Below are 19,508 nucleotides of genomic sequence, written 5' to 3'. Positions count from 1 at the left end.
GCGCTGATTTCGCGGCTGTTCCCGAGACCTTTCAATGACCGCTCCGTCCCAAACCCGCCACAAGGAATTACGCCCGGTGCGCTGGTGGCTGATTGCCGTCGCCGCGATGATCGTGGCGATGGTATTGGTCGGCGGCGCGACGCGGCTGACCGAGTCCGGCCTGTCGATCGTGGAGTGGAAGCCGGTCACCGGCGCGATCCCGCCGCTGGATGAAACGCACTGGATCGCGGCCTTCGAGGCCTACAAGCAGATCCCGCAATATCGCGAACTCAACGCGGGCATGACGCTTCATGAGTTCAAGACCATCTTCTGGTGGGAATGGAGCCATCGCCTGCTCGGTCGCGTGATCGGCATGGTGTTCCTGCTGCCGTTCCTCTGGTTTCTATGGCGCGGCATCCTCACCTCGGAGCTGAAGAAGCGGCTGTGGGTGATCTTCGGGCTTGGCGGCCTGCAGGGCGCGGTGGGCTGGTGGATGGTGGCGTCAGGCCTGACCAAGCGCGTCGAGGTCTCGCAATATCGTCTCGCTGCGCATCTGATGCTGGCGCTGATCATCTTCGCCGCTATCGTCTGGACGCTGCGGCGGCTGAGCGATCGCGCGCCGGTCCTCGCAGCCAGCCGGCTGCGCGTGACGAGTTGGGTGCTGCTGGGGCTGACCTTCCTGCAGCTCTATTTCGGTGCGCTGGTCGCGGGACTTCGCGCCGGCCGTGTTTTCAACACCTGGCCGGAGATCGATGGCGCGCTGATCCCGTCTGCGTCGCGGCTGTTCTTCGAGGACCCGTGGTGGCGCAACATGTTCGACAACACGCTGACGGTTCAGTTCCAGCATCGCATGACCGCCTATGCGCTGTTCGCACTGGCGATCTGGCATGTGGTTGACGCGATCCGCGCGCGGGCAGGGACCGCTGTCGTTAACGGCGCGCTGTGGCTGGCGGCATCGATCGCGGTGCAGGCAGCACTCGGCATTCTCACGCTGCTGCATCAGGTGCCGATCGATCTGGCGCTGAGCCATCAGGCGGTGGCGATCGTGGTTTTGACGCTGGCAATCCTGCAAGTGGAGCGGATGAAGCCGCACGGGGCGGCGTTGACGGAACGTCAACTCGATCTCGCTGTCGGCAAGGCCGCCTGACGGCCGGGCGTCATTGACTAGAACGATTGTAACGGAGTTGACGCAGTCGTGTGGCTGTGCCGCTTTCGCTCATGCGCAGCGCGCAATAGATACGGCACACCGCCACACGGGATTGGGTCATGTCGTCCGTACTCATTCAGGCTGCCGTTATTCTGCTACGCGAGGGCCTCGAGGCCATGCTCGTGATCGCGGCACTGGCCGGCTACCTCAGAAAATCCGGCGGCAGCCACCGCGTGACCGCGCTCTATCTGGGCGCGCTGGCGGCGATCCTCGCCAGCCTGATCGCGGCCTGGGCGTTCGCGGTGTTCAATTCCGGCGACCACAGCGACGTTTTCGAGGGCATCGTCATCCTGTTTGCCGCGGGCCTGATGCTCTATGTTAGCGGCTGGCTGATGGTGAAGCAGGATCCGCGCGGCTGGCAGGACTATCTGGGGGCGAAAGCGGATCACGCGCTTGCGCAGGATACCGGCCTTGCCGTCGCGATGCTGGCGTTTCTCGCAGTGTTTCGTGAAGGCGCCGAGACCGTGCTGTTCATCAACACGCTTGCCACCACCGAAGGCGGCTGGAGCGTCGGGCTGTTCGGCGGTCTGGCGGCGGCGACAGCGGGTCTGGTTGTGCTGTTCTATTTCATCAATATGATCGCCCAGCGTATCCCGCTGCGGCCGTTGTTCATCATCACCTCGGCCTTCCTGTTCGTGATGGGCATCAAGTTCATCGGCGAAGCCATCCAGGAATTCCAGGAGCAGGCGATGATCCCGGTCACCGACGCGCCGGGCGGCGCATTCCTCACGGCAATCGGTTTCAATCCGACGCTGGAAGCGCTGTCGATCCAGTTGCTGGTGGTGCTATTCGCGCTGGCGACCTATTCGGTGTTCCAGCGTAATGCGCGTTTGATTCGCGAAGCGAAGGCGATGCGCGCCAAAGCGTGAGCGCGCATCGCAGTCCGGCTTACGCGTTCAGCGCCTGTTCGAGATCCGCGATCAGATCTTCCTTGTCCTCGATGCCAACAGACAGACGCACCACGTCCGGTCCGGCGCCGGAGCGCGTCTTGGCTTCGTCGTCGAGCTGGCTGTGCGTGGTCGAAGCCGGGTGGATCACCAGCGAACGGGTGTCGCCGACATTGGCGAGATGCGAGAACAGTTTCAGATTCGACACCAGGTTGACGCCGGCGTCGTAGCCGCCCTTCAGACTGAAGGTGAACACGGCGCCCGCGCCCTTCGGCGCATATTTGCGCGCGAGAGCATGATAGCGGTTATCCGACAATCCCGAATAATTCACCGCCGCCACTTTCGGATGTGCCGAAAGCCATTCGGCGACCGCCTTGGCATTGTCGCTGTGGCGCTGCATGCGCAGCGGCAGCGTTTCGATGCCGGTCTGGATCAGGAATGCGTTGAACGGCGACAGCGCCGGGCCGAGATCGCGCAGGCCGAGTACGCGGCAGGCGATGGCGAAAGCGAAGTTGCCAAACGTCTCTTGCAGCTTGATGCCGTGATATTCCGGGCGTGGTTCTGACAGCACCGGATATTTGCCGTCCTTCGACCAGTCGAAGGTACCGGCATCCACGATGATGCCGCCGAGCGAATTGCCGTGGCCGCCGAGAAACTTGGTCAACGAATGCACGACGATGTCGGCGCCGTGATCGATCGGCTTGATCAGGTATGGCGTTGCCAGTGTGTTATCGACGATCAACGGCACGCCGGCCTTGCGGGCTACGGCCGCGACTGCCTCGATGTCGGTGATCGAGCCCGCAGGATTGGCTATGGATTCGATGAAGATCGCCTTGGTCTTGTTCGTTACCGCGCGCTCGAACGACGGGATATCATCCGGATCGGCCCACACCACGTTCCAGCCGAAGCTCCTGAAGGCATGGCTGAACTGGTTGATAGAACCGCCATAAAGTTTGCGCGAGGCGATGAATTCGTCGCCGGGCTGCAGCAGCTGCTGAAACGCCACCAGCTGCGCGGCATGGCCGGACGCGACGGCGAGCGCCGCGGTGCCGCCTTCCAGCGCTGCGACACGCTCTTCAAGCACCGCCGTGGTCGGGTTGGTGATGCGCGTGTAGATGTTGCCGAAAGATTGCAGGCCGAACAGCGAGGCGGCGTGATCCGCGTCATTGAAGACGAATGAGGTGGTCTGATAGATCGGCGTCGCGCGTGCGCCGGTGGTCGGGTCGGGCTGCGCGCCGGCATGGACGGCGAGGGTGCCGAAGCCTGGAATACGATCGTTCATCATCACTCCCTGTCGAATAGTCGGTTTGTTGGCGCCAACCTGATCGGGCGCGGCGCTGCCGTCAAGGCGAGGCGACATTGTGCGCAGACTTCGCAACAGTCATGCTGCGCTGTGTCATTTCAAAGGAAATAAAATCGCGAAACGCACCGTCAGGCGGTGTCGTTCTTGTCCTTGTTATTTTGCTGCGCAACGCGATCGGCCGCAGCGGTGCTGCCACCGCCGACACTGCTGCGATTGAGCGACAACCGCATGCCCTGGGTCGGGATCGGCGCGCGCTTGGAACTGAGCGTGCGCGAATTGACACCCATCCACTGGATCTCGGATGACAGCCGGCCATATTCGATCTTGGGGCAGCGGTTCATCACAACCTTGATGCCCGCGGCTTCAAGCCTGGCGGCGGCCTCATCATGGCGCACGCCGAGCTGCATCCAGGCCACCTTGGGCAGCGGATTGAGCGTCAGTATGATGTCGACGATCGACATGACATGCTCGGCGCTGCGGAAGATGTCGACCATGTCGATCGGGCGACCGATCTCCTGCAGCGAGGCGACGAACGGCTTGTTGAGCAGGCTCTTGCCGACCTGGCCCGGATTGATCGGAATCATGTCGTAGCCGCGCTCGGCGAGATACTTGAACACGAAATAGCTCGGCCGCACGTTTTGCGGCGAGGCGCCGACCATCGCGACGGTTTTGACGGTATTGAGGATCTCGCGGATATAGGCGTCGTTATAGCTGTCGTGGTTCATTTCAATTACCGGTCTTCCCACTTCGGCTCGCGCTTTGCGATGAACGCGCCGATCCCTTCTTCGGCGTCGCGCGCCATCATGTTCTCGGTCATTACTTCGGCGGCGAAGCGATAGGCATCCGCGAGGTTCATCTCGGCCTGGCGATAGAACGCTTCCTTGCCGATCCTGACCGTATGCGCCGACTTGCGCGCGACCTGCTGCGCCAGCGCGATGGCAGCATCGCGTTCGGTGTCGGCAGATACCACGCGGTTGACCAAGCCGATTTCGCGGGCGCGTTCGGCGGAGATGGGCTCGCCGGTCAGCAGCATTTCCATCGCCTGTTTGCGCGTGACGTTGCGCGACAGCGCCACCATGGGCGTCGAACAGAACAGGCCGATGTCGACGCCGGGCGTCGCGAATGTTGCATGGTCGGAGGCGATGGCGAGATCGCAACTCGCCACGAGCTGGCAGCCTGCGGCTGTGGCGACGCCTTGCACGGCGGCGATCACCGGCTTCGGCAGCCGCACGACGGCCTGCATCATGGAGCTGCAGATCGCCATCATATGTGCGAAGTAGGCGCGACCGCGGTCAGCATCGGCGCGGCGGGCAGTCAGTTCTTTCAGGTCATGCCCGGCGGAGAATACCGAGCCGTTGGCGGCGATCACCACGGCGCGCACGGCATTGTCTTGGGCAATGTCATCGAGGGCAGCGTGCAACTCGCCGATCAGGCCCTCGGAGAGGCTGTTGCGGGCGGCGGGACGATTCAGCGTCAATACGCCGATGTTGCCGACCGTTTCACGCAGAAGAATGGATGGCTGCGCTGTTTCCGCGCGTGCTGGTTGAACCATGACTTGAGATTCCATCGCTGGGCAGGACCGTCACCATATTGTAACAGGACGGCACAAGCGAGAGCAGGGTGGAGACATGACGACTGCGAAAATGAGTGTGGCCGAACTCGAGTCGTTCCTGAAACGTGAGTTCCCGCAGGCCTTTGGCGCCGGCGATATCGCGATTGAAAGCGCTGATGGTACCACGTGCCTGCTGCGCCAGACCTATGGCGAGCGCATGCTGCGGCCGGGCGGCACGGTGTCGGGTCCGACGCTGATGGCTCTGGCCGATTTCGCCATGTATGTCGTGCTGCTGTCGGCGATCGGCCCCGTGGGCCTCGCGGTGACGACCAGCCTGAACATCAATTTCCTGCGCAAGGGTCTGCCCGGACAAGATGTCTTGGCAGCCGCCAAGCTGCTGAAGCTCGGAAAACGCCTCGCGGTGGGCGAAGTGACCCTGTTATCAGGCACTTCGGCCGATCCGATCGCCCATGTGACGTCAACCTACTCCATTCCGAACGTTGAGTAATTACAAGGGTATTATAGAACCATAATTATAATGCGATGATTTAACTGGATAATTCTGTCGTATTTGGCATTGACGGAATCCGGTTGTCTATCTAGAAACGCCCTCAGTTCGGCGGATCACCGCCGATATCCCCTTTTCATGGATATTCACAATGAAGACGTTTTCGGCAAAGCCCGCCGAGATCACGAAGAAGTGGATCGTCATCGACGCCACTGGTCTCGTGGTGGGCCGGCTGGCCACGCTGGTCGCAATGCGGCTGCGCGGCAAGCACCTCCCGACCTACACCCCGCATGTTGATTGCGGCGACCATGTCATCATCGTCAACGCGGACAAGGTGGTTTTCACCGGCCGCAAGCGCGACGACAAGGTCTACTATCACCACACCGGCTTCATCGGCGGCATCAAGGAACGTACTGCGAAGTCGATCCTCGAAGGTCGTTTCCCGGAGCGCGTTGTCGAGAAGGCTGTTGAGCGCATGATCCCACGCGGCCCGCTCGGTCGCGTCCAGTTCGGCAATCTGCGTGTTTATGCCGGTGCAGAGCACCCGCACGAGGCCCAGCAGCCGGAAGCATTCGACGTCGGCGCTTTGAACCGCAAGAACAAGAGGGCCGCATAATGTCGGATACCATGCAGTCTCTCGATCAGCTGTCGTCGCTGAAGGTGTCGGCTCCCGACGCGCCGAAGTATGTGAAGAAGATCGACAAGCAGGGCCGCGCCTATGCGACCGGCAAGCGTAAGGACGCTGTCGCCCGCGTCTGGATCAAGCCGGGCGCCGGCAAGGTCGTGGTCAACACCCGTGAAGTCGAAGTGTACTTCGCTCGTCCGGTGCTGCGCATGCTCATCCAGCAGCCGCTGGTCGCTGCAGCTCGCGCTGGCCAGTATGACGTGATCTGCACCGTTGCCGGTGGCGGTCTGTCGGGCCAGGCCGGTGCCGTGCGTCACGGCATCTCCAAGGCTCTGACCAACTTCGAGCCGGATCTGCGCGGCGTCCTCAAGAAGGGCGGCTTCCTGACCCGTGACTCGCGTGTCGTCGAGCGCAAGAAGTACGGCAAGGCGAAAGCCCGCAAGTCCTTCCAGTTCTCGAAGCGCTAATTTTTGCTTCGATAAAATTTGCCGCAAATGCGGTGAATACAATTTTGAAAAGGGCGCCTTCGGGCGCCCTTTTTGCGTTCCGATCTACCGTCGAATGCTGACAGATTGACGCAGTTTTTCGAGAAAACTTGTGCCGGCGCGCAAACGGATTTCCAATCGGTACACTCCTATGTTCGATGATGGCGAAGAGGCCAGTCCGAATCATGATGGTTCGGAAATCTCGCAACAATTGCCGGTGCTCGAATATGTCGCTCGATTCTTCCACGCTCTATCTGGTCGCGACCCTGGTCGCAGCGATGTTGGGCGGGATGCTGCTGTTCTTCGGACGACAGGAAAAGATTGCGGCCCTCAACTGGTGGGGGCTGGCTTACCTGCTCGGCGCCGTGTCGGTGGCATTGTGGACACTTGCCTCGTCGCTGCTGGGTGACGTGCTGTCGCTGGCGTTCAATGCCGTGGGCTTCGTGGCCTGCGGCATGGTGTGGAACGCTGCGCGGGTGTTCCACGGCCGCAGCCCGAGCTGGGCCGGCCTGTTTCTCGGCGCTGTCGTCTGGATCGCTGTCATCTTCAGTCTACCGGCTGAGGCGGCGTCACTGCGTATGACCGTCGGAGCCGGCATCGTCGCCCTCTATGCGATGCTGACGGCCCATGAATTGTGGAACGAGCGTCGCAAGGCCGTGCAACGCCGCTGGCCGACCATCGTGGTGCCTCTGCTGCACGGTTTCGTGCTGATGTTACCGATCCTGCTCGGCGATCTCTTGCATGGCGATCACCCCAATTTCGGCAGCAGCATCTGGGTTACGGCCTTTGCCGTCGAGCTTGTGCTCTATGCCGTGGGCACGGTGTTCCTGATCTTCATGCTGGTCTCCGAGCGGGCGGTCACGGCGCATAAGGTCGCGGCATCCTGCGACCCGCTCACCGGCCTTTTCAATCGCCGCGGCTTCTCCGAGGCTACAGCGCGGATGATCGAGCGCGAGGCGAAGGCCGGACGGCCGATCACGGTGATGATCTTCGACATCGATCACTTCAAGTCGATCAACGATCGCTTCGGCCATCCTGCCGGTGACGAGGTGCTGAAGCTGTTCGCCACGGTCATCACGCACACGCTGCGGATCACCGATCTGTCGGGTCGCATCGGCGGCGAGGAGTTTGCGGCGATGTTGCCCTGTAGCCTGGACGAGGCGATGCAAGCGGCAGAGCGCGTGCGCGAAGCCTTTGCGACCTGCGGCATCGAGGTCGATGAAGCGCCGGTGGCAACCACCGTGAGCATTGGCGTCGCCGGCGGACCGGCCGGCACTGAACTCGACGTGCTGCTCGCGGCGGCGGACACTGCGCTGTACCAGGCCAAGCGCAGCGGACGTAACCGCGTGCAGGCGGCGGAAGAAGAACCGCTGTCGCTGGAGCAGGGGCGCCGCGCTGCGGCAGTCGGACAGGCGGCTAAAGCCAAGCCAAACGTGGTACGGGCTGCCGTCACCATGACGGCGAGTGGTGTGCGGTAAAGAATCCGTTTACCATTCGATCCCTATGGTCATCGCATGATGATCTCGCGTGACTCTACCCCGAATACAGCTCTGATGTCGCTCGAAGCGGCCGCCGCTTCGGCTCGTGCCGGCTTTGGCTGCATGTTTTCGAGTTCCGCCGAATACGAGACCGCGCTGATTACCGAGCGCCGTGCGCAGGGGCGCTATGGCGCACAGCGCAGCAAGCTGCCCGTCATCGCTTTCATCGGCTGCTGCGTCATGGTCGTCGGCACGGTTTTGCTGTTCGCCTGATCACGTTTTGCGCCGCCTTCACCGACCCCCGACTTTGCGGTAAAGACACCGACCGCAAAACAAAGGGTCGGGAAACCATGATCACTGAAATCGCACAGATCGACGTCAAGCCGGGCACCGAGAAGGATTTCGAGGCCGCCGTTGCCAAGGCCAAGCCGCTGTTCCTCCGCGCCAAGGGCGGCAAGGGTTTTGAGCTGCACAAGTCGGTCGAGATGCCGTCGCGCTATCGTCTCGTCGCCAAGTGGGAAACGCTCGAAAACCACACCGTCGATTTCCGCGGTTCGCCCGATTTTGCCGAATGGCGCGCGCTGGTGGGTCCGTATTTCGAAACACCACCTTATGTCGAGCACACCGAGACTGTGCTGACCACCTGAGTTCGCTTAGCAGTAGGGCGGATCAGGCGAAGCCGTAATCCGTCCTACGCCGCCGTCGCCTTATCCGGTGTGGAGGCTTCGTCCTCTTCGCGCATGAAGTCGATGACGACCTTGACGATCGCCAGCACCGGTAGCGCCAGCGCGAGGCCCCAGACGCCGAACACCACGCCGAGCAGGATCTGGAACGCGAACAGCGTGGCGGGCGGAATATCCAGCGCCTGCCGCTGCAGGATTGGCGTCAGAATGTAGCTCTCCAGCGCATGCACACCCATGAACAGCGCAAAGGCCGACGCGGCGGCGATCCAGCCCGAGGCGAGGCTGGCAAGCACGACGATCAACCCGCCGAGCAGGGCGCCGACGGTGGGAATGAAGGCGAGCAGGCCGGCCTGAACGCCGAGAATGAAGGCGCTGGGAATTCCGATCAGCTTCAGCCCGATCCAGGTGATGGCGCCGACCACCACCATGGTGAGCATCTGCGCGATCAGCCAGCGCTGCAGTGTGTCGCTGATGCGATCGACGATGACCGTCATCGGCCCGCGATGTTTCCGCGGCGTCAGGTGCAAGAGCCCCTTGCGGTAGACGCTGGGCTGCGCGGCAAACGTTAGTCCCAAGAACAGCACGATGAAGAAGTTGCCGACCGCACCGACGGTGCCGAGCAGGATCTTCAGTGTCTGGCTGACAATAGCGCCGCCTGATGATGCGATGGCGCCGGCGCTCGGAAGACCGCTGCTGGATTTCGGCGTCGAGGTGGCTGGCGACGTGCCGGGCTCGGCGGGCGTATCCGACGTGATGCTGTTGAAATCGAAATAGCTGGTGTCGACGCCGTGCTGCTCGAGATAGGTCTTTACGTTGACGACCTGTGACTTGAGGGTGCCGGACAGCGTCTTGGCCTGATTGGCGATGGTCGCGCCACCCAGATACATCACGCCCACCAGCATCGCGGCGAGCACGATGCAGATCATTGCAAGCCGCATGGGATGCGGGCCGCCCATGAAGCGCCCGAATAATTCCGTCAGCGCATTGAGCGCCACGCCGAGCAGGACGCCTGCGAAGATCAGGAATAGCGTTCCCGAGAAGTACCAGGCGAAGCCTATGAAGATTGCAAAACTGACGGTGGCAATGCCGCCGACTGTGATCGCCCAAGTCAGATCGCTGCGCGTTGGGGCACTATTATCTGCGCTCAAGGTCAATCCTTTTCGTCAATCAATGATCCACTGTTTCTTCAAACGCAGCGGGGATCAAGACATATCGCGGGCTGTTTGACGCTGCAGCCGACATGGTGCATGGGCCATGAGGGAGACAAAACAAAAATGAACATCGTCAAATGGGTCGGGCCGCTCGGGCTGCTCGCTGCCCTGGTGATCGGCGACCAGATCCGGATCAACCGGCCGGCGCACAAATATCGCCTCGCCGTGGAGGTCGAGACGCCGGAGGGCGTGAAGTCCGCATCAGGCATCGTCTCCGTGCATCCCTATCGGGGCTACCAGCCGAGTGGCAAGGTAACGTCACGGGGCGAGGCGGTGGTCCTCGATCTCGGTGGCGGCAGGAACCTCGCCGCACTGATGCTGCACGACGACAAGGGCAGTGCCGATTTCGACGGCGCCAATTTCGTGGCGATGCGGGCCTATCAGGCCGCCGGACGCAAGATCGCGTTTCGTGACGTCAGCAGTCAGACCGGCGCTGTTCCGGTCACCGGCGAACTGATACCGGTGCTGGCCAGTTTCACAGACCTCCGGGATGCATCGACGGCGCGGCGGCTGCAACCGGACGATCTGTCGCCTCTCGGTGCTGGCACGCGGCTGCGCGGCGTCACGGTCGAGGCGGTGCCGAATGGTCTGTGGCCGATCGATTTCGGCGGAAGTCTCGGCGAGCCCGTCACGCGCGGTGTCACCGTGAAGCTGCCGTGGGCCGCCAGCGAAGGCGAGGCAGCCAGGGCGCTTGCGGCGATTGGCTTCCCGAACACGCCTGAACCGGCAATGGCTCTGGCCCGGAAATAGGTGCCAGGAGAGGCGCAAAGAAAAAAGGCGCCCCGTTGCCGGAGCGCCCTGATCGTTCGAACTGCGATCCCTGAGGGGATTACAGCGAGTAGTACATGTCGAATTCGACCGGGTGCGGCGTCATTTCGAAACGCATCACTTCGGTCATCTTCAGTTCGATATAGGAGTCGATGAAGTCGTCATCGAACACGCCGCCGTTCTTGAGGAAGCCGCGATCCTTGTCGAGGTTCTCGAGGGCTTCGCGGAGCGAACCGCACACCGTCGGGATCGACTTCAGCTCTTCCTTCGGCAGATCGTAGAGGTCCTTGTCCATCGCCGGACCCGGATCGATCTTGTTCTTGATGCCGTCGAGACCGGCCATCAGCATTGCCGCGAAAGCGAGATACGGATTGGCCATCGGATCCGGGAAGCGGACTTCGACGCGCTTGGCCTTCGGGTTGGTGGTGTAGGGGATGCGGCAGGAGGCCGAACGGTTGCGCGCGGAGTAGGCGAGCAGCACCGGGGCTTCGTATCCGGGGACCAGACGCTTGTAGGAGTTGGTCGACGGGTTGGTGAAAGCGTTGATCGCCTTGGCGTGCTTGATGATGCCGCCGATGTAATGGAGGCAGGTCTCGGAGAGGTCGGCATATTTGTTGCCGGCGAAGGTCGGCTTGCCGTCCTTCCAGATCGACTGGTGCACATGCATGCCCGAGCCGTTGTCGCCAAAAACGGGTTTCGGCATGAAGGTGGCGGTCTTGCCGTAGATGTGGGCGACCTGATGGATGCAATACTTATAGATCTGCATCTGGTCGGCCATGTAGGTTAGCGTGTCGAACTTCATGCCGAGTTCGTGCTGGGCCGACGCCACTTCGTGGTGATGCTTCTCGACCTTGACGCCCATGCGCGCCATGGCGCCGAGCATTTCCGAGCGCATGTCCTGCACCGAGTCCTGCGGCGGGACGGGGAAGTAACCGCCCTTGGTGCGGATGCGGTGGCCGAGATTGCCGCCTTCATATTCGGTGCCGGAGTTGGTCGGCAATTCGGACGAGTCGAGCTTGAAGCCGGTGTTGTACGGGTCGCTCGAGAAGCGCACGTCGTCGAACACGAAGAATTCGGCTTCAGGGCCGACGAACACGGTGTCGCCGACGCCCATGGACTTGACCATGGCTTCGGCCTTCTTGGCGATGCCGCGTGGGTCGCGGTTATAGGGCTCGCCGGTGGAGGGCTCGAGAATGTCGCAGGTGATGACCATCGTGGTCTCTGCGAAGAACGGGTCGATCGTCGCCGTTGCCGGATCGAGCATCAGCGTCATGTCGGACTCGTTGATCGCCTTCCAGCCCGCGATCGAGGAACCGTCGAACATGGTGCCTTCGGCAAACATCTCTTCATCGACCATCGAGACGTCGAAGGTCACGTGCTGCCACTTGCCGCGGGGATCGGTGAAACGCAGGTCGACGTACTTGACGTCATTGTCCTTGATGGACTGCAGGACTTCTTTGGCGGTCGTCATGGGGCTCCCTACCTTTATTTGCGGGCCGATTTCCGGGACGTAACAATCTGTCGTGACGATCAGGTCACAACGGCATGTTTTCAACAAGACAAACCGTCAACAAGAGAAGGCTGCCGAAGCAGCCTTTTTGGTGACGCCTTGAAGCGTTGAATGTCGGATAGCACCCGGCTTGGAGAGCGTCCAGTCCGTCAGATAGCGTCGAGTCCGGACTCACCGGTACGGATGCGCACGGCTTCCTCGATATTCGACACAAAGATCTTACCGTCGCCGATGCGGCCGGTTTGTGCGGCGCGACGGATGGCATCGATCGCCTTTTCGACCAGATCGTCGGAGATCACGATCTCGATCTTCACCTTGGGTAGAAAGTCGACAATGTATTCAGCGCCGCGATAAAGTTCGGCGTGGCCCTTCTGACGGCCGAAGCCCTTGGCTTCCGTAACCGTAATGCCCTGCAATCCGACTTCCTGAAGAGCCTCTTTCACCTCGTCCAGCTTGAAGGGCTTGATGATGGCTTCGATCTTTTTCACTGAACGTCTCCCCGGCACTTCCAATCAGGCCGCAAGTTATTTGCCTCAAGTGGCTTTGAACATTGCGCGTTTCGCGCACATTGTTCGATACCCAATTTCGGGCGTTATTGCGCTGCCGCCACGCCACATCGAGGAAATCTCGCCCGATGCGGTAGACGGTCGGCCACCCCTGTCTCTTAAACAGGTGTCTTTGCAACATTTGCCGGTGAGCGCGACGGACCCGAAGCTGGCTTCCCTAAAAGCAGGGTCCGTGCCAAGTTCGCTCCTCGGCTATTTTTGAAGCATTATCAGGTTATTACATCGCACCTGACGAGGTTCGCATCAAGAGTATTCGACTACTTTTGCCTACATAGTGATCAAAGTGATCGCGCGATGTGCAGTTTTACTCTGCTGCGTTCGCGTGTGACGCGAGTGCCTTCCAAAAAGGCGTAGTGAGAAGCGAGATGGATATTCTAACGACCGATGAGATGGCGCGCGCCGATCAACTCACGATTGCGGCGGGCACGCCAGGCTTCAAGCTCATGCGCGCCGCCGGACGGGCGGTGGCAGATGTGGCGGGCGAGTTGGCTGAGGAGGGGGCGATCCTGATCGTGGCCGGGCGCGGCAACAATGGCGGCGATGGTTTTGTCGCGGCGGCCGAACTCGCGGCGCAGGGGCGGGACGTTTCGGTGATCCTGCTGTGCGACCGGGCGACGCTGAAGGGCGACGCGGCGTTGGCTGCCAAGGGGTGGAAGGGCGAGGTGCTGCCTTGCGATCCCTCGCTGATCGGTCAGCCGGCTTTGATCATCGACGCGTTGTTCGGCGCCGGGCTCAATCGTCCGGTCAAGGGCGATCCGCTGATCATGATCGACGCCATCAACGCGGCCGGCGTGCCCGTACTGGCTGTTGATCTGCCGAGCGGTATCAACGGCGATTCAGGCGCCGTGATGGGCGGCGCTATCAGGGCGACCGAGACCGTGACGTTCTTCAGGCCCAAGCCGGGCCATCTGCTGGTGCCAGGCCGGGTGCATTGTGGCCGGCTGCGGGTGATCGACATCGGCATCGACGAGGATGTGCTGGGTGAAATCCGTCCACAGACCTCCGAGAATAACCCCGACCTCTGGGCCGACGCCTTTCCGGTGCCGAAGATCAACAGCCACAAATTCTCGCGCGGCCACGCCGTGGTTGTCTCCGGCGACATCGCCTCTACGGGCGCGGCCCGGCTGTCCGCCCGGGCTGCTTTGCGCGGCGGGGCAGGCCTAGTGACGGTGGCGTCGCCACGCGATGCGCTGCCCGTCAATGCCACAGCGCTGACCGCGGTGATGGTGCGCCCGGTGGATACGATTGCGGAGTTCGTGGGACTGATCGGCGGCAAGGTGTCGGCTTGTGTGATCGGGCCGGGGGCTGGTGTAGGCGAGCGGACGCGAGCTTTCGTGGAGGCGGTCCTGGCTGCGAAGCGACATGCGGTGCTCGATGCAGATGCGCTGACCAGCTTCGCCGAGGCGCCCCAACGGCTGTTCGGTCTGATCAAGGCCAGCCCGGAATCCGGTACTGTATTGACGCCTCATGAAGGTGAATTTTCACGCATCTTCAGCAAGGTGGATCAGGAACATCCAGCAGTGTCTAAACTTGAGCGCGTTCGTCTGGCGGCGAAAAAGTCCGGCGCTATCGTACTGTTGAAAGGGCCGGATACGGTCGTGGCATCGCCGGATGGCCGGGCCGCCATATCGGCCAATGCGCCGCCATGGCTGGCGACCGCCGGGTCCGGCGACGTGCTGGCCGGCATTATCGGCGCGCTGCTGGCGCAAGGCGTTCCGGCCTATGAGGCAGCTTGTATGGGCGTCTGGATGCATGGCGAGGCCGGCAGCGAGGCCGGGCCAGGGCTGATCGCCGAGGATCTGACCGAAGTGCTGCCAGCGGTGTTCCGTCGGCTCTATGACCAGCTCGGTATCCAGTACTGAGCTGCGTCGGCGGTCTCAGTCGACGCTGTACCAGCGGACCTGCCGTGGCGCGGCCCAGTCGGCCACGAAGGCCTCCATCAGCCAGCGCCCGATATGATTGGCGGCAAAGGCGATGCGCTGGGTCTGGCCGACGTCGAGCGCGAGCGTGTCGAGCCAGAACGGCTTCCAGCCGTCGTCAAGCCGATCAAGCAGGCGGACGTGATGGCCGTGAATCTGGAACACGACGGGGCTGGTGGCCCGGTTGGTCAGCGTCAGCACCACGGTCCGGCCGGGCTTGGTCCGGAAGGCCGGCGGCGTGCTGGCGGACAGATCGGCCGGCTTGACCCATTCGGGGCTGACGGCGCTCAGGGCCATATCGACGCGTAGCGCGCCCTTGAGATCGAGCTGAGCTGGCAAACCGTTGGAGGGCAACGGCGCGGCGGCCGGCAGGGGCATGGCCCGTAGCGGCGGGTCGTTGGACATTTTGATCTGGCCGATCGGCCGAGCGGCCTTGCCGTCGTGGAGCAGGATTGCCGAGGTCGATCCCGCCGGCCTGACGGCATCGACGAAGACGTCGACCCGGGTTCCGGGTGCCAGCACCACCTGATTGTTACGGGTTGGGAACGGCTCCGAGGGCTGACCGTCGATGGCCATCACGCGGACCTCATGGTCGTCGAATTTCAGAGCAACCACATTGCGTTGGCAGCCATTGATGAGACGGAGTCTGAGCCGCTCATTGACCCGGGCCGACAGCTCCAGCGTGGATTTCCGGTTGATCAGGAATAGCGCGGTCGCGTCTTTCGGATCGCTGCCGGGGGCGAGCAGACTGCCGTCCGGCTTGAGGCGGAAGTCCTCGATCAGCAGCACCTCGTCACGGTCCACCTCGACCGGATCGCTCTCCTGGACGACCAGGCTGCGGACCTGGGACGGCAGCGTCTGACCGTCGCCGAGCAGGCGCATGTCCAGATACGACGTTCCAGCGTTGTGCATCTGCAGCTTGAACGCGTCCTTGCCGCCGGCCGCGACCGGCCTGCGGTCAAGCAGTGGCCCAATACCGGACACGCCGTTAATGCCTCGGCAGTTCAGCGCGATAGGGGCAGGCAGCTGATTGGCGAGTTGAACTGTGATCTCGTCGCCGCGGTTGAAGCGCAGCGGACCCTTCTGGGCCGAATACAGCGTCCAGGCGTCGGTCGAGGCGCCGGGCTTCACTGTGAACGGGCCGGCCTTGGCTTGCAGTTCCAGCGCGGCGACGGCCTGGGCGAGGGTGGCCCGGGGCAGAATCGGAGCGATCAAGGCGCTCCCGGTGCCCGCGAGCAGGGTTCGGCGCGTGAGGGGGAGAAAGCGGTTCGTCATGTCCAAATCCCGACCATTTTGCCGCGCTAAAGTCCAGTTGGCGGGGCTGCGGCAAGTAAGCCGCTATGTGACCATTTTTTTGCTGCGAACCACGGTCCCCATGTTATAAGCCCGCCGCTCGCGACATCGCGGCCGGACATGATGTTTTAGCGGGCGTGGCGGAATTGGTAGACGCGCTGGATTTAGGTGTTAATGCCAAATTCTCCACATTTGGCAGATGAGAACGCCCCCGAAGCGAAATAGCCGAGAGCTAGGAACCACATCAGTAGATTAGTGATCCACTACGAGTGGCAGGAGCTTCTCTGGATAGTCGCCAGAGGTGACAAAACTCGGTGACAAAAGAACAAGCGCGGACTCGATAACACGATGACATCGGTCTTGGACGACTGGCACGGGCGTGACGGTAAGTGCATGGACTGCCGAACAGAGGTTACGTTCATAACGCCCGATGAGTATTACATGGTTCATGATGATCTTTGGTTGAGCGCAAATCCCACGGGCGACGGTAAACTCTGCGTAGGATGTTTCGAGGTCCGGATCGGTCGCAGGCTTGAGCCCAAGGACTTTATCGACGCTCCGGTCAATCGGCGGTTCGCCGCTATGTCCGATCGACTCAAATCTAGGGTCGTTGGATAGTCGTGCTGCCTGAAATGCACTGACTATTCATGGTGCCCGGCGAGGGACTCGAACCCCCACACCTTTCAGCGACGGTACCTAAAACCGTTGCGTCTACCAATTCCGCCAGCCGGGCACGCGGCATTCCGATACACAATTGAGCAGTGGATGTCTCGACATAATCCACTGTTCGTCGTATTGGCGTCACCGGGTGACAAATCAGGTGTGAAATGGGTGACATTTTGCACCTGATGGTGACAGTGCAGGTATCGCCGATCTAAATAAGCTCAGCGATTACGGGAGCTTAGGCGTCTCACGGTTTTGCGCCACGAGATTTAGGTTCCAGTGACGAAAGTTGTGGGGGTTCGAGTCCCTCCGCCCGCACCAAGCGCACATAGCGTTTGACCATGACGATTTCCGGACACGTTTCCGCGAAGGCAAGCCCTTCACGTGAATGGGTCCGCCGAACCATCGACGCAGGCTTTCCGGCCGCGCGTCGGACGAATTTTACAATGTCGGGCCCTCGAGCCGGACCAAGCGGGAAGAAGATTGACGCCATGCAGGTGAATGAAACCCTCTCCGAGGGATTGAAGCGCGAATTCTCGGTCAACGTGCCGGCTGCCGACATCGAAGCCAAGGTCGATGCGCGCCTCGATGACATGAAGGGCAAGGTCAAGCTCAACGGCTTCCGTCCGGGCAAGGTTCCCGTCGGTCACCTGAAGCGCCTCTATGGCCGTTCGGTCGCCGCCGAGACCGTCGATGAATTGATCCGCGACACCAACACGCAGATCTTCACCGAGCGTGGCTTCAAGCTCGCCTCCGAGCCGAAGATCACGATGCCGACCGAGCAGAAGGAAGTCGAAGACATCCTGTCGGGCAAGTCAGACTTGAATTACACCGTCGCCATCGAAGTCGTGCCGCCGATCGCGCTCGCTGACTTCAAGAGCTTCACCGTTGAGAAGCCGGTGGCCGAAGTGACCGATGCGGACGTCGATGAAGCGATCAAGCGCGTCGCCGACCAGAACCGTTCCTTCACCGAGAAGGCCGCTGGTGCCAAGGCCGAGACGGGTGACCGCGTCACCGTCGGCTTCAAGGGCACCATCGACGGCGTCGCTTTCGAAGGCGGCACCGGCGAGGATATCCCGGTTGCGATCGGCTCCAACACCTTCATCCCGGGCTTCGAGGAACAGCTGATCGGCATCGCTGCCGGCGAGACCCGCACCCTCAAGGTGTCGTTCCCGGTCAACTATGCGAGCGAGACGCTGGCCGGTAAGGCCGCCGAGTTCGAGACCACTGCGGCCAAGATCGAATCGCCGGTCGATACCGTGATCGACGACGAGTTCGCCAAGACCCTCGGCCTCGAGTCTCTCGACAAGCTGAAAGAAGCCGCGCGCGAGCGTCTGGTTGCCGAATTCGCCGGTGCGACCCGCCAGCGCGTCAAGCGCCTGCTGCTCGACCGTCTCGACGAGACCCACAAGTTCGATGCGCCTCCGTCGCTGGTCGACGAAGAGTTCAAGCTGATGTGGAATTCGATCCAGCAGGAGATGGCATCGTCGGGCAAGACCTTCGCCGACGAGGACACCACGGAAGAAGCCGCTCAGGAAGAGTACCGCAAGATCGCCGACCGCCGCGTGCGCCTCGGCCTCGTGCTCTCGGAGATCGGCGAGAAGAACAAGATCACCGTCAGCGATGACGAGGTCAGCCGTGCCGTGATCGAGCGCGCCCGCTCGATGCCGGGCCGCGAGAAGGAAGTGTGGGACTTTTACCGCAGCAATCCCAACGCGCTGGCCCAGCTTCGTGCACCGATCTACGAGGACAAGGTCGTCGACTTCATCCTCGAACTGGCCAATGTGACCGAGAAGAAGGTCTCCAAGGACGACCTCTACAAGGACGAAGATGAGAAGACCGCGGCCTGAGCCGCTTCTTCTTAGAAGACGTTAAAAGAAACGCCGGTTGGGTCCTCCAGCCGGCGTTTTGACGTTAAGGATACCGCTCGAAACAGGTTCCAAAAGGGCCTCAGCGCTTTGCGGTGGCCGTCCGAATCGGCTTGAACTGAGGTTCAGGGCGGCATGTGGACCGGTGGGCTTGTTGCCGCTCGATTGGCTCATATCTGTGGGCTCTGTTTGTTGTTCCTGCATCACGGGACGTTCGTCCTTTCCCGGCAAACCGTAACCGGTTCCAGTCTTGCCGATGGACGTGTGTCTCCTCCAACCTTTCGGGTGATCAATGCGCGATCCGGTAGAAACCTACATGAACCTCGTCCCGATGGTGGTCGAACAGACCAACCGCGGTGAACGGGCTTACGATATCTTTTCGCGCCTTCTGAAGGAGCGCATCATCTTCGTGACCGGTCCGGTCGAGGATGGCATGTCGACGCTCACCGTCGCCCAGCTTCTGTTTCTCGAAGCCGAGAATCCGAAGAAGGAAATCTCGATGTACATCAACTCGCCCGGTGGCGTGGTGACGTCGGGTCTGGCGATCTACGACACGATGCAGTTCATTCGTCCGCCGGTGTCGACTCTGTGCGTCGGTCAGGCCGCGTCGATGGGCTCGCTGTTGCTGACGGCTGGCGCAAAGGACATGCGCTTCGCGCTGCCGAACGCCCGCATCATGGTTCATCAGCCGTCAGGCGGCTTCCAGGGCCAGGCCACGGACATCCTGATCCATGCCAAGGAAGTCGAGAGCCTGAAGCGCCGGCTCAACGAGATCTATGTGAAGCACACGGGACGTCCTTACGAAGACATTCACAACGCGCTCGAGCGCGATAACTTCATGACGGCAGATCAGGCGAAGGATTTCGGGCTGATCGACAAGGTCATCGACAAGCGCGCTGAAGAATCGACCCCGACGAAGCCGGCCTAAACAAGGCCGTTTCGGCGAACATATCGAGACCGAGACAGACGGCGCCCGCGTGCCGCCTGTCCCAAGCCAGCCATA

The 19,508-nt window shown here is 61.6% G+C and carries 20 protein-coding genes and 1 tRNA gene; 13 read left to right on the top strand and 8 right to left on the bottom strand.

Annotated elements, in window-relative coordinates; all coding sequences use genetic code 11:
* The first annotated feature begins 34 nt into the window (after window positions 1–34).
* Together CIW50_RS07355 and CIW50_RS07350 are read left to right on the top strand one after the other, a co-directional pair.
* Window positions 35–1,126: a COX15/CtaA family protein gene (locus CIW50_RS07355; protein WP_149530627.1), complete on the top strand. Its 1,092-nt coding sequence runs from the start codon at window positions 35–37 to the stop codon at window positions 1,124–1,126.
* Window positions 1,127–1,245: 119 nt separating this feature from the next.
* Window positions 1,246–2,055, top strand: a complete 810-nt coding sequence (locus CIW50_RS07350; protein ID WP_149530626.1) for an FTR1 family iron permease — start codon at window positions 1,246–1,248, stop codon at window positions 2,053–2,055.
* A 19-nt stretch (window positions 2,056–2,074) separates the two neighbouring features.
* Here the strand turns inward: CIW50_RS07350 and CIW50_RS07345 are convergent, their stop codons facing one another.
* The 3 genes from CIW50_RS07345 to CIW50_RS07335 form a co-directional block, all read right to left on the bottom strand.
* Window positions 2,075–3,355, bottom strand: coding sequence for an O-acetylhomoserine aminocarboxypropyltransferase (locus CIW50_RS07345; protein WP_149530625.1), 1,281 nt, complete (start codon window positions 3,353–3,355; stop codon window positions 2,075–2,077).
* A 149-nt stretch (window positions 3,356–3,504) separates the two neighbouring features.
* Window positions 3,505–4,101 (bottom strand): CoA-binding protein, encoded by a 597-nt coding sequence (locus CIW50_RS07340; protein WP_149530624.1) that lies wholly within the window; start codon window positions 4,099–4,101, stop codon window positions 3,505–3,507.
* 5 nt (window positions 4,102–4,106) lie between these two features.
* Window positions 4,107–4,928 (bottom strand): enoyl-CoA hydratase, encoded by an 822-nt coding sequence (locus tag CIW50_RS07335; RefSeq protein WP_246664190.1) that lies wholly within the window; start codon window positions 4,926–4,928, stop codon window positions 4,107–4,109.
* 76 nt (window positions 4,929–5,004) lie between these two features.
* Here CIW50_RS07335 and CIW50_RS07330 point away from each other — a divergent pair, with 76 nt between their 5' ends.
* From CIW50_RS07330 to CIW50_RS07305, 6 genes are all read left to right on the top strand, one after another.
* On the top strand, window positions 5,005–5,436 hold the full coding sequence (locus tag CIW50_RS07330) for a PaaI family thioesterase (protein ID WP_149530622.1): 432 nt from the start codon (window positions 5,005–5,007) through the stop codon (window positions 5,434–5,436).
* Window positions 5,437–5,587: 151 nt separating this feature from the next.
* On the top strand, window positions 5,588–6,052 hold the full coding sequence (gene rplM / locus CIW50_RS07325; RefSeq protein ID WP_089264586.1) for a 50S ribosomal protein L13: 465 nt from the start codon (window positions 5,588–5,590) through the stop codon (window positions 6,050–6,052).
* Window positions 6,052–6,528 carry a 30S ribosomal protein S9 gene (gene rpsI / locus CIW50_RS07320; protein ID WP_116664178.1) on the top strand — a complete coding sequence of 159 codons (477 nt, stop codon included), beginning with the start codon at window positions 6,052–6,054 and terminating at the stop codon, window positions 6,526–6,528. Before rplM ends, rpsI begins: the two co-directional genes overlap by 1 nt.
* Window positions 6,529–6,773: 245 nt before the next feature.
* On the top strand, window positions 6,774–8,024 hold the full coding sequence (locus CIW50_RS07315) for a GGDEF domain-containing protein (RefSeq protein ID WP_149530621.1): 1,251 nt from the start codon (window positions 6,774–6,776) through the stop codon (window positions 8,022–8,024).
* A 75-nt stretch (window positions 8,025–8,099) separates the two neighbouring features.
* On the top strand, window positions 8,100–8,297 hold the full coding sequence (locus CIW50_RS07310; protein WP_246664189.1) for a hypothetical protein: 198 nt from the start codon (window positions 8,100–8,102) through the stop codon (window positions 8,295–8,297).
* Window positions 8,298–8,374: 77 nt separating this feature from the next.
* Window positions 8,375–8,671, top strand: coding sequence for an antibiotic biosynthesis monooxygenase family protein (locus CIW50_RS07305; RefSeq protein ID WP_092142187.1), 297 nt, complete (start codon window positions 8,375–8,377; stop codon window positions 8,669–8,671).
* A gap of 44 nt (window positions 8,672–8,715) precedes the next feature.
* Here the strand turns inward: CIW50_RS07305 and CIW50_RS07300 are convergent, their stop codons facing one another.
* Window positions 8,716–9,861: an AI-2E family transporter gene (locus CIW50_RS07300; RefSeq protein WP_149530619.1), complete on the bottom strand. Its 1,146-nt coding sequence runs from the start codon at window positions 9,859–9,861 to the stop codon at window positions 8,716–8,718.
* A gap of 120 nt (window positions 9,862–9,981) precedes the next feature.
* On the opposite strand from CIW50_RS07300, the gene CIW50_RS07295 reads away from it, so the two are divergent.
* On the top strand, window positions 9,982–10,668 hold the full coding sequence (locus tag CIW50_RS07295; RefSeq protein WP_149530618.1) for a hypothetical protein: 687 nt from the start codon (window positions 9,982–9,984) through the stop codon (window positions 10,666–10,668).
* Window positions 10,669–10,747: 79 nt separating this feature from the next.
* On the opposite strand, the gene glnA is transcribed toward CIW50_RS07295, so the two are convergent.
* Together glnA and CIW50_RS07285 are read right to left on the bottom strand one after the other, a co-directional pair.
* Window positions 10,748–12,157, bottom strand: a complete 1,410-nt coding sequence (gene glnA / locus CIW50_RS07290; protein WP_149530617.1) for a type I glutamate--ammonia ligase — start codon at window positions 12,155–12,157, stop codon at window positions 10,748–10,750.
* A gap of 188 nt (window positions 12,158–12,345) precedes the next feature.
* The gene (locus CIW50_RS07285) at window positions 12,346–12,684 is read right to left on the bottom strand and encodes a P-II family nitrogen regulator (RefSeq protein WP_143573288.1); all 339 of its coding nucleotides are present in this window, start codon (window positions 12,682–12,684) and stop codon (window positions 12,346–12,348) included.
* Between CIW50_RS07285 and CIW50_RS28955 the strand changes: the two genes are divergently transcribed.
* Window positions 12,662–12,964 (top strand): hypothetical protein, encoded by a 303-nt coding sequence (locus CIW50_RS28955; RefSeq protein WP_172980254.1) that lies wholly within the window; start codon window positions 12,662–12,664, stop codon window positions 12,962–12,964. The two genes, CIW50_RS07285 and CIW50_RS28955, sit on opposite strands and share 23 nt — an antisense overlap.
* 163 nt (window positions 12,965–13,127) lie before the next feature.
* Complete coding sequence (locus CIW50_RS07280) at window positions 13,128–14,624, top strand: NAD(P)H-hydrate dehydratase (RefSeq protein ID WP_149530616.1); 1,497 nt, start codon at window positions 13,128–13,130, stop codon at window positions 14,622–14,624.
* A 15-nt stretch (window positions 14,625–14,639) separates the two neighbouring features.
* Here the strand turns inward: CIW50_RS07280 and CIW50_RS07275 are convergent, their stop codons facing one another.
* Both CIW50_RS07275 and CIW50_RS07270 read right to left on the bottom strand, forming a co-directional pair.
* Window positions 14,640–15,956 (bottom strand): multicopper oxidase family protein, encoded by a 1,317-nt coding sequence (locus CIW50_RS07275; protein WP_149530615.1) that lies wholly within the window; start codon window positions 15,954–15,956, stop codon window positions 14,640–14,642.
* Between the two features lie 666 nt (window positions 15,957–16,622).
* Window positions 16,623–16,707 (bottom strand) — tRNA-Leu (locus CIW50_RS07270).
* 421 nt (window positions 16,708–17,128) lie between these two features.
* Here CIW50_RS07270 and tig point away from each other — a divergent pair.
* Together tig and CIW50_RS07260 are read left to right on the top strand one after the other, a co-directional pair.
* Window positions 17,129–18,487: a trigger factor gene (gene tig / locus CIW50_RS07265; protein WP_149530614.1), complete on the top strand. Its 1,359-nt coding sequence runs from the start codon at window positions 17,129–17,131 to the stop codon at window positions 18,485–18,487.
* A gap of 310 nt (window positions 18,488–18,797) precedes the next feature.
* Window positions 18,798–19,433: an ATP-dependent Clp protease proteolytic subunit gene (locus CIW50_RS07260; RefSeq protein WP_149530613.1), complete on the top strand. Its 636-nt coding sequence runs from the start codon at window positions 18,798–18,800 to the stop codon at window positions 19,431–19,433.
* The last annotated feature ends 75 nt before the right edge of the window (window positions 19,434–19,508 follow it).

Source organism: Tardiphaga sp. P9-11 (assembly GCF_008329525.1).
Lineage (GTDB): Bacteria > Pseudomonadota > Alphaproteobacteria > Rhizobiales > Xanthobacteraceae > Tardiphaga.
The sequence above is the reverse complement of the archived record's forward strand: the minus strand, read 5'-3'. Positions and strand labels throughout refer to the sequence as shown.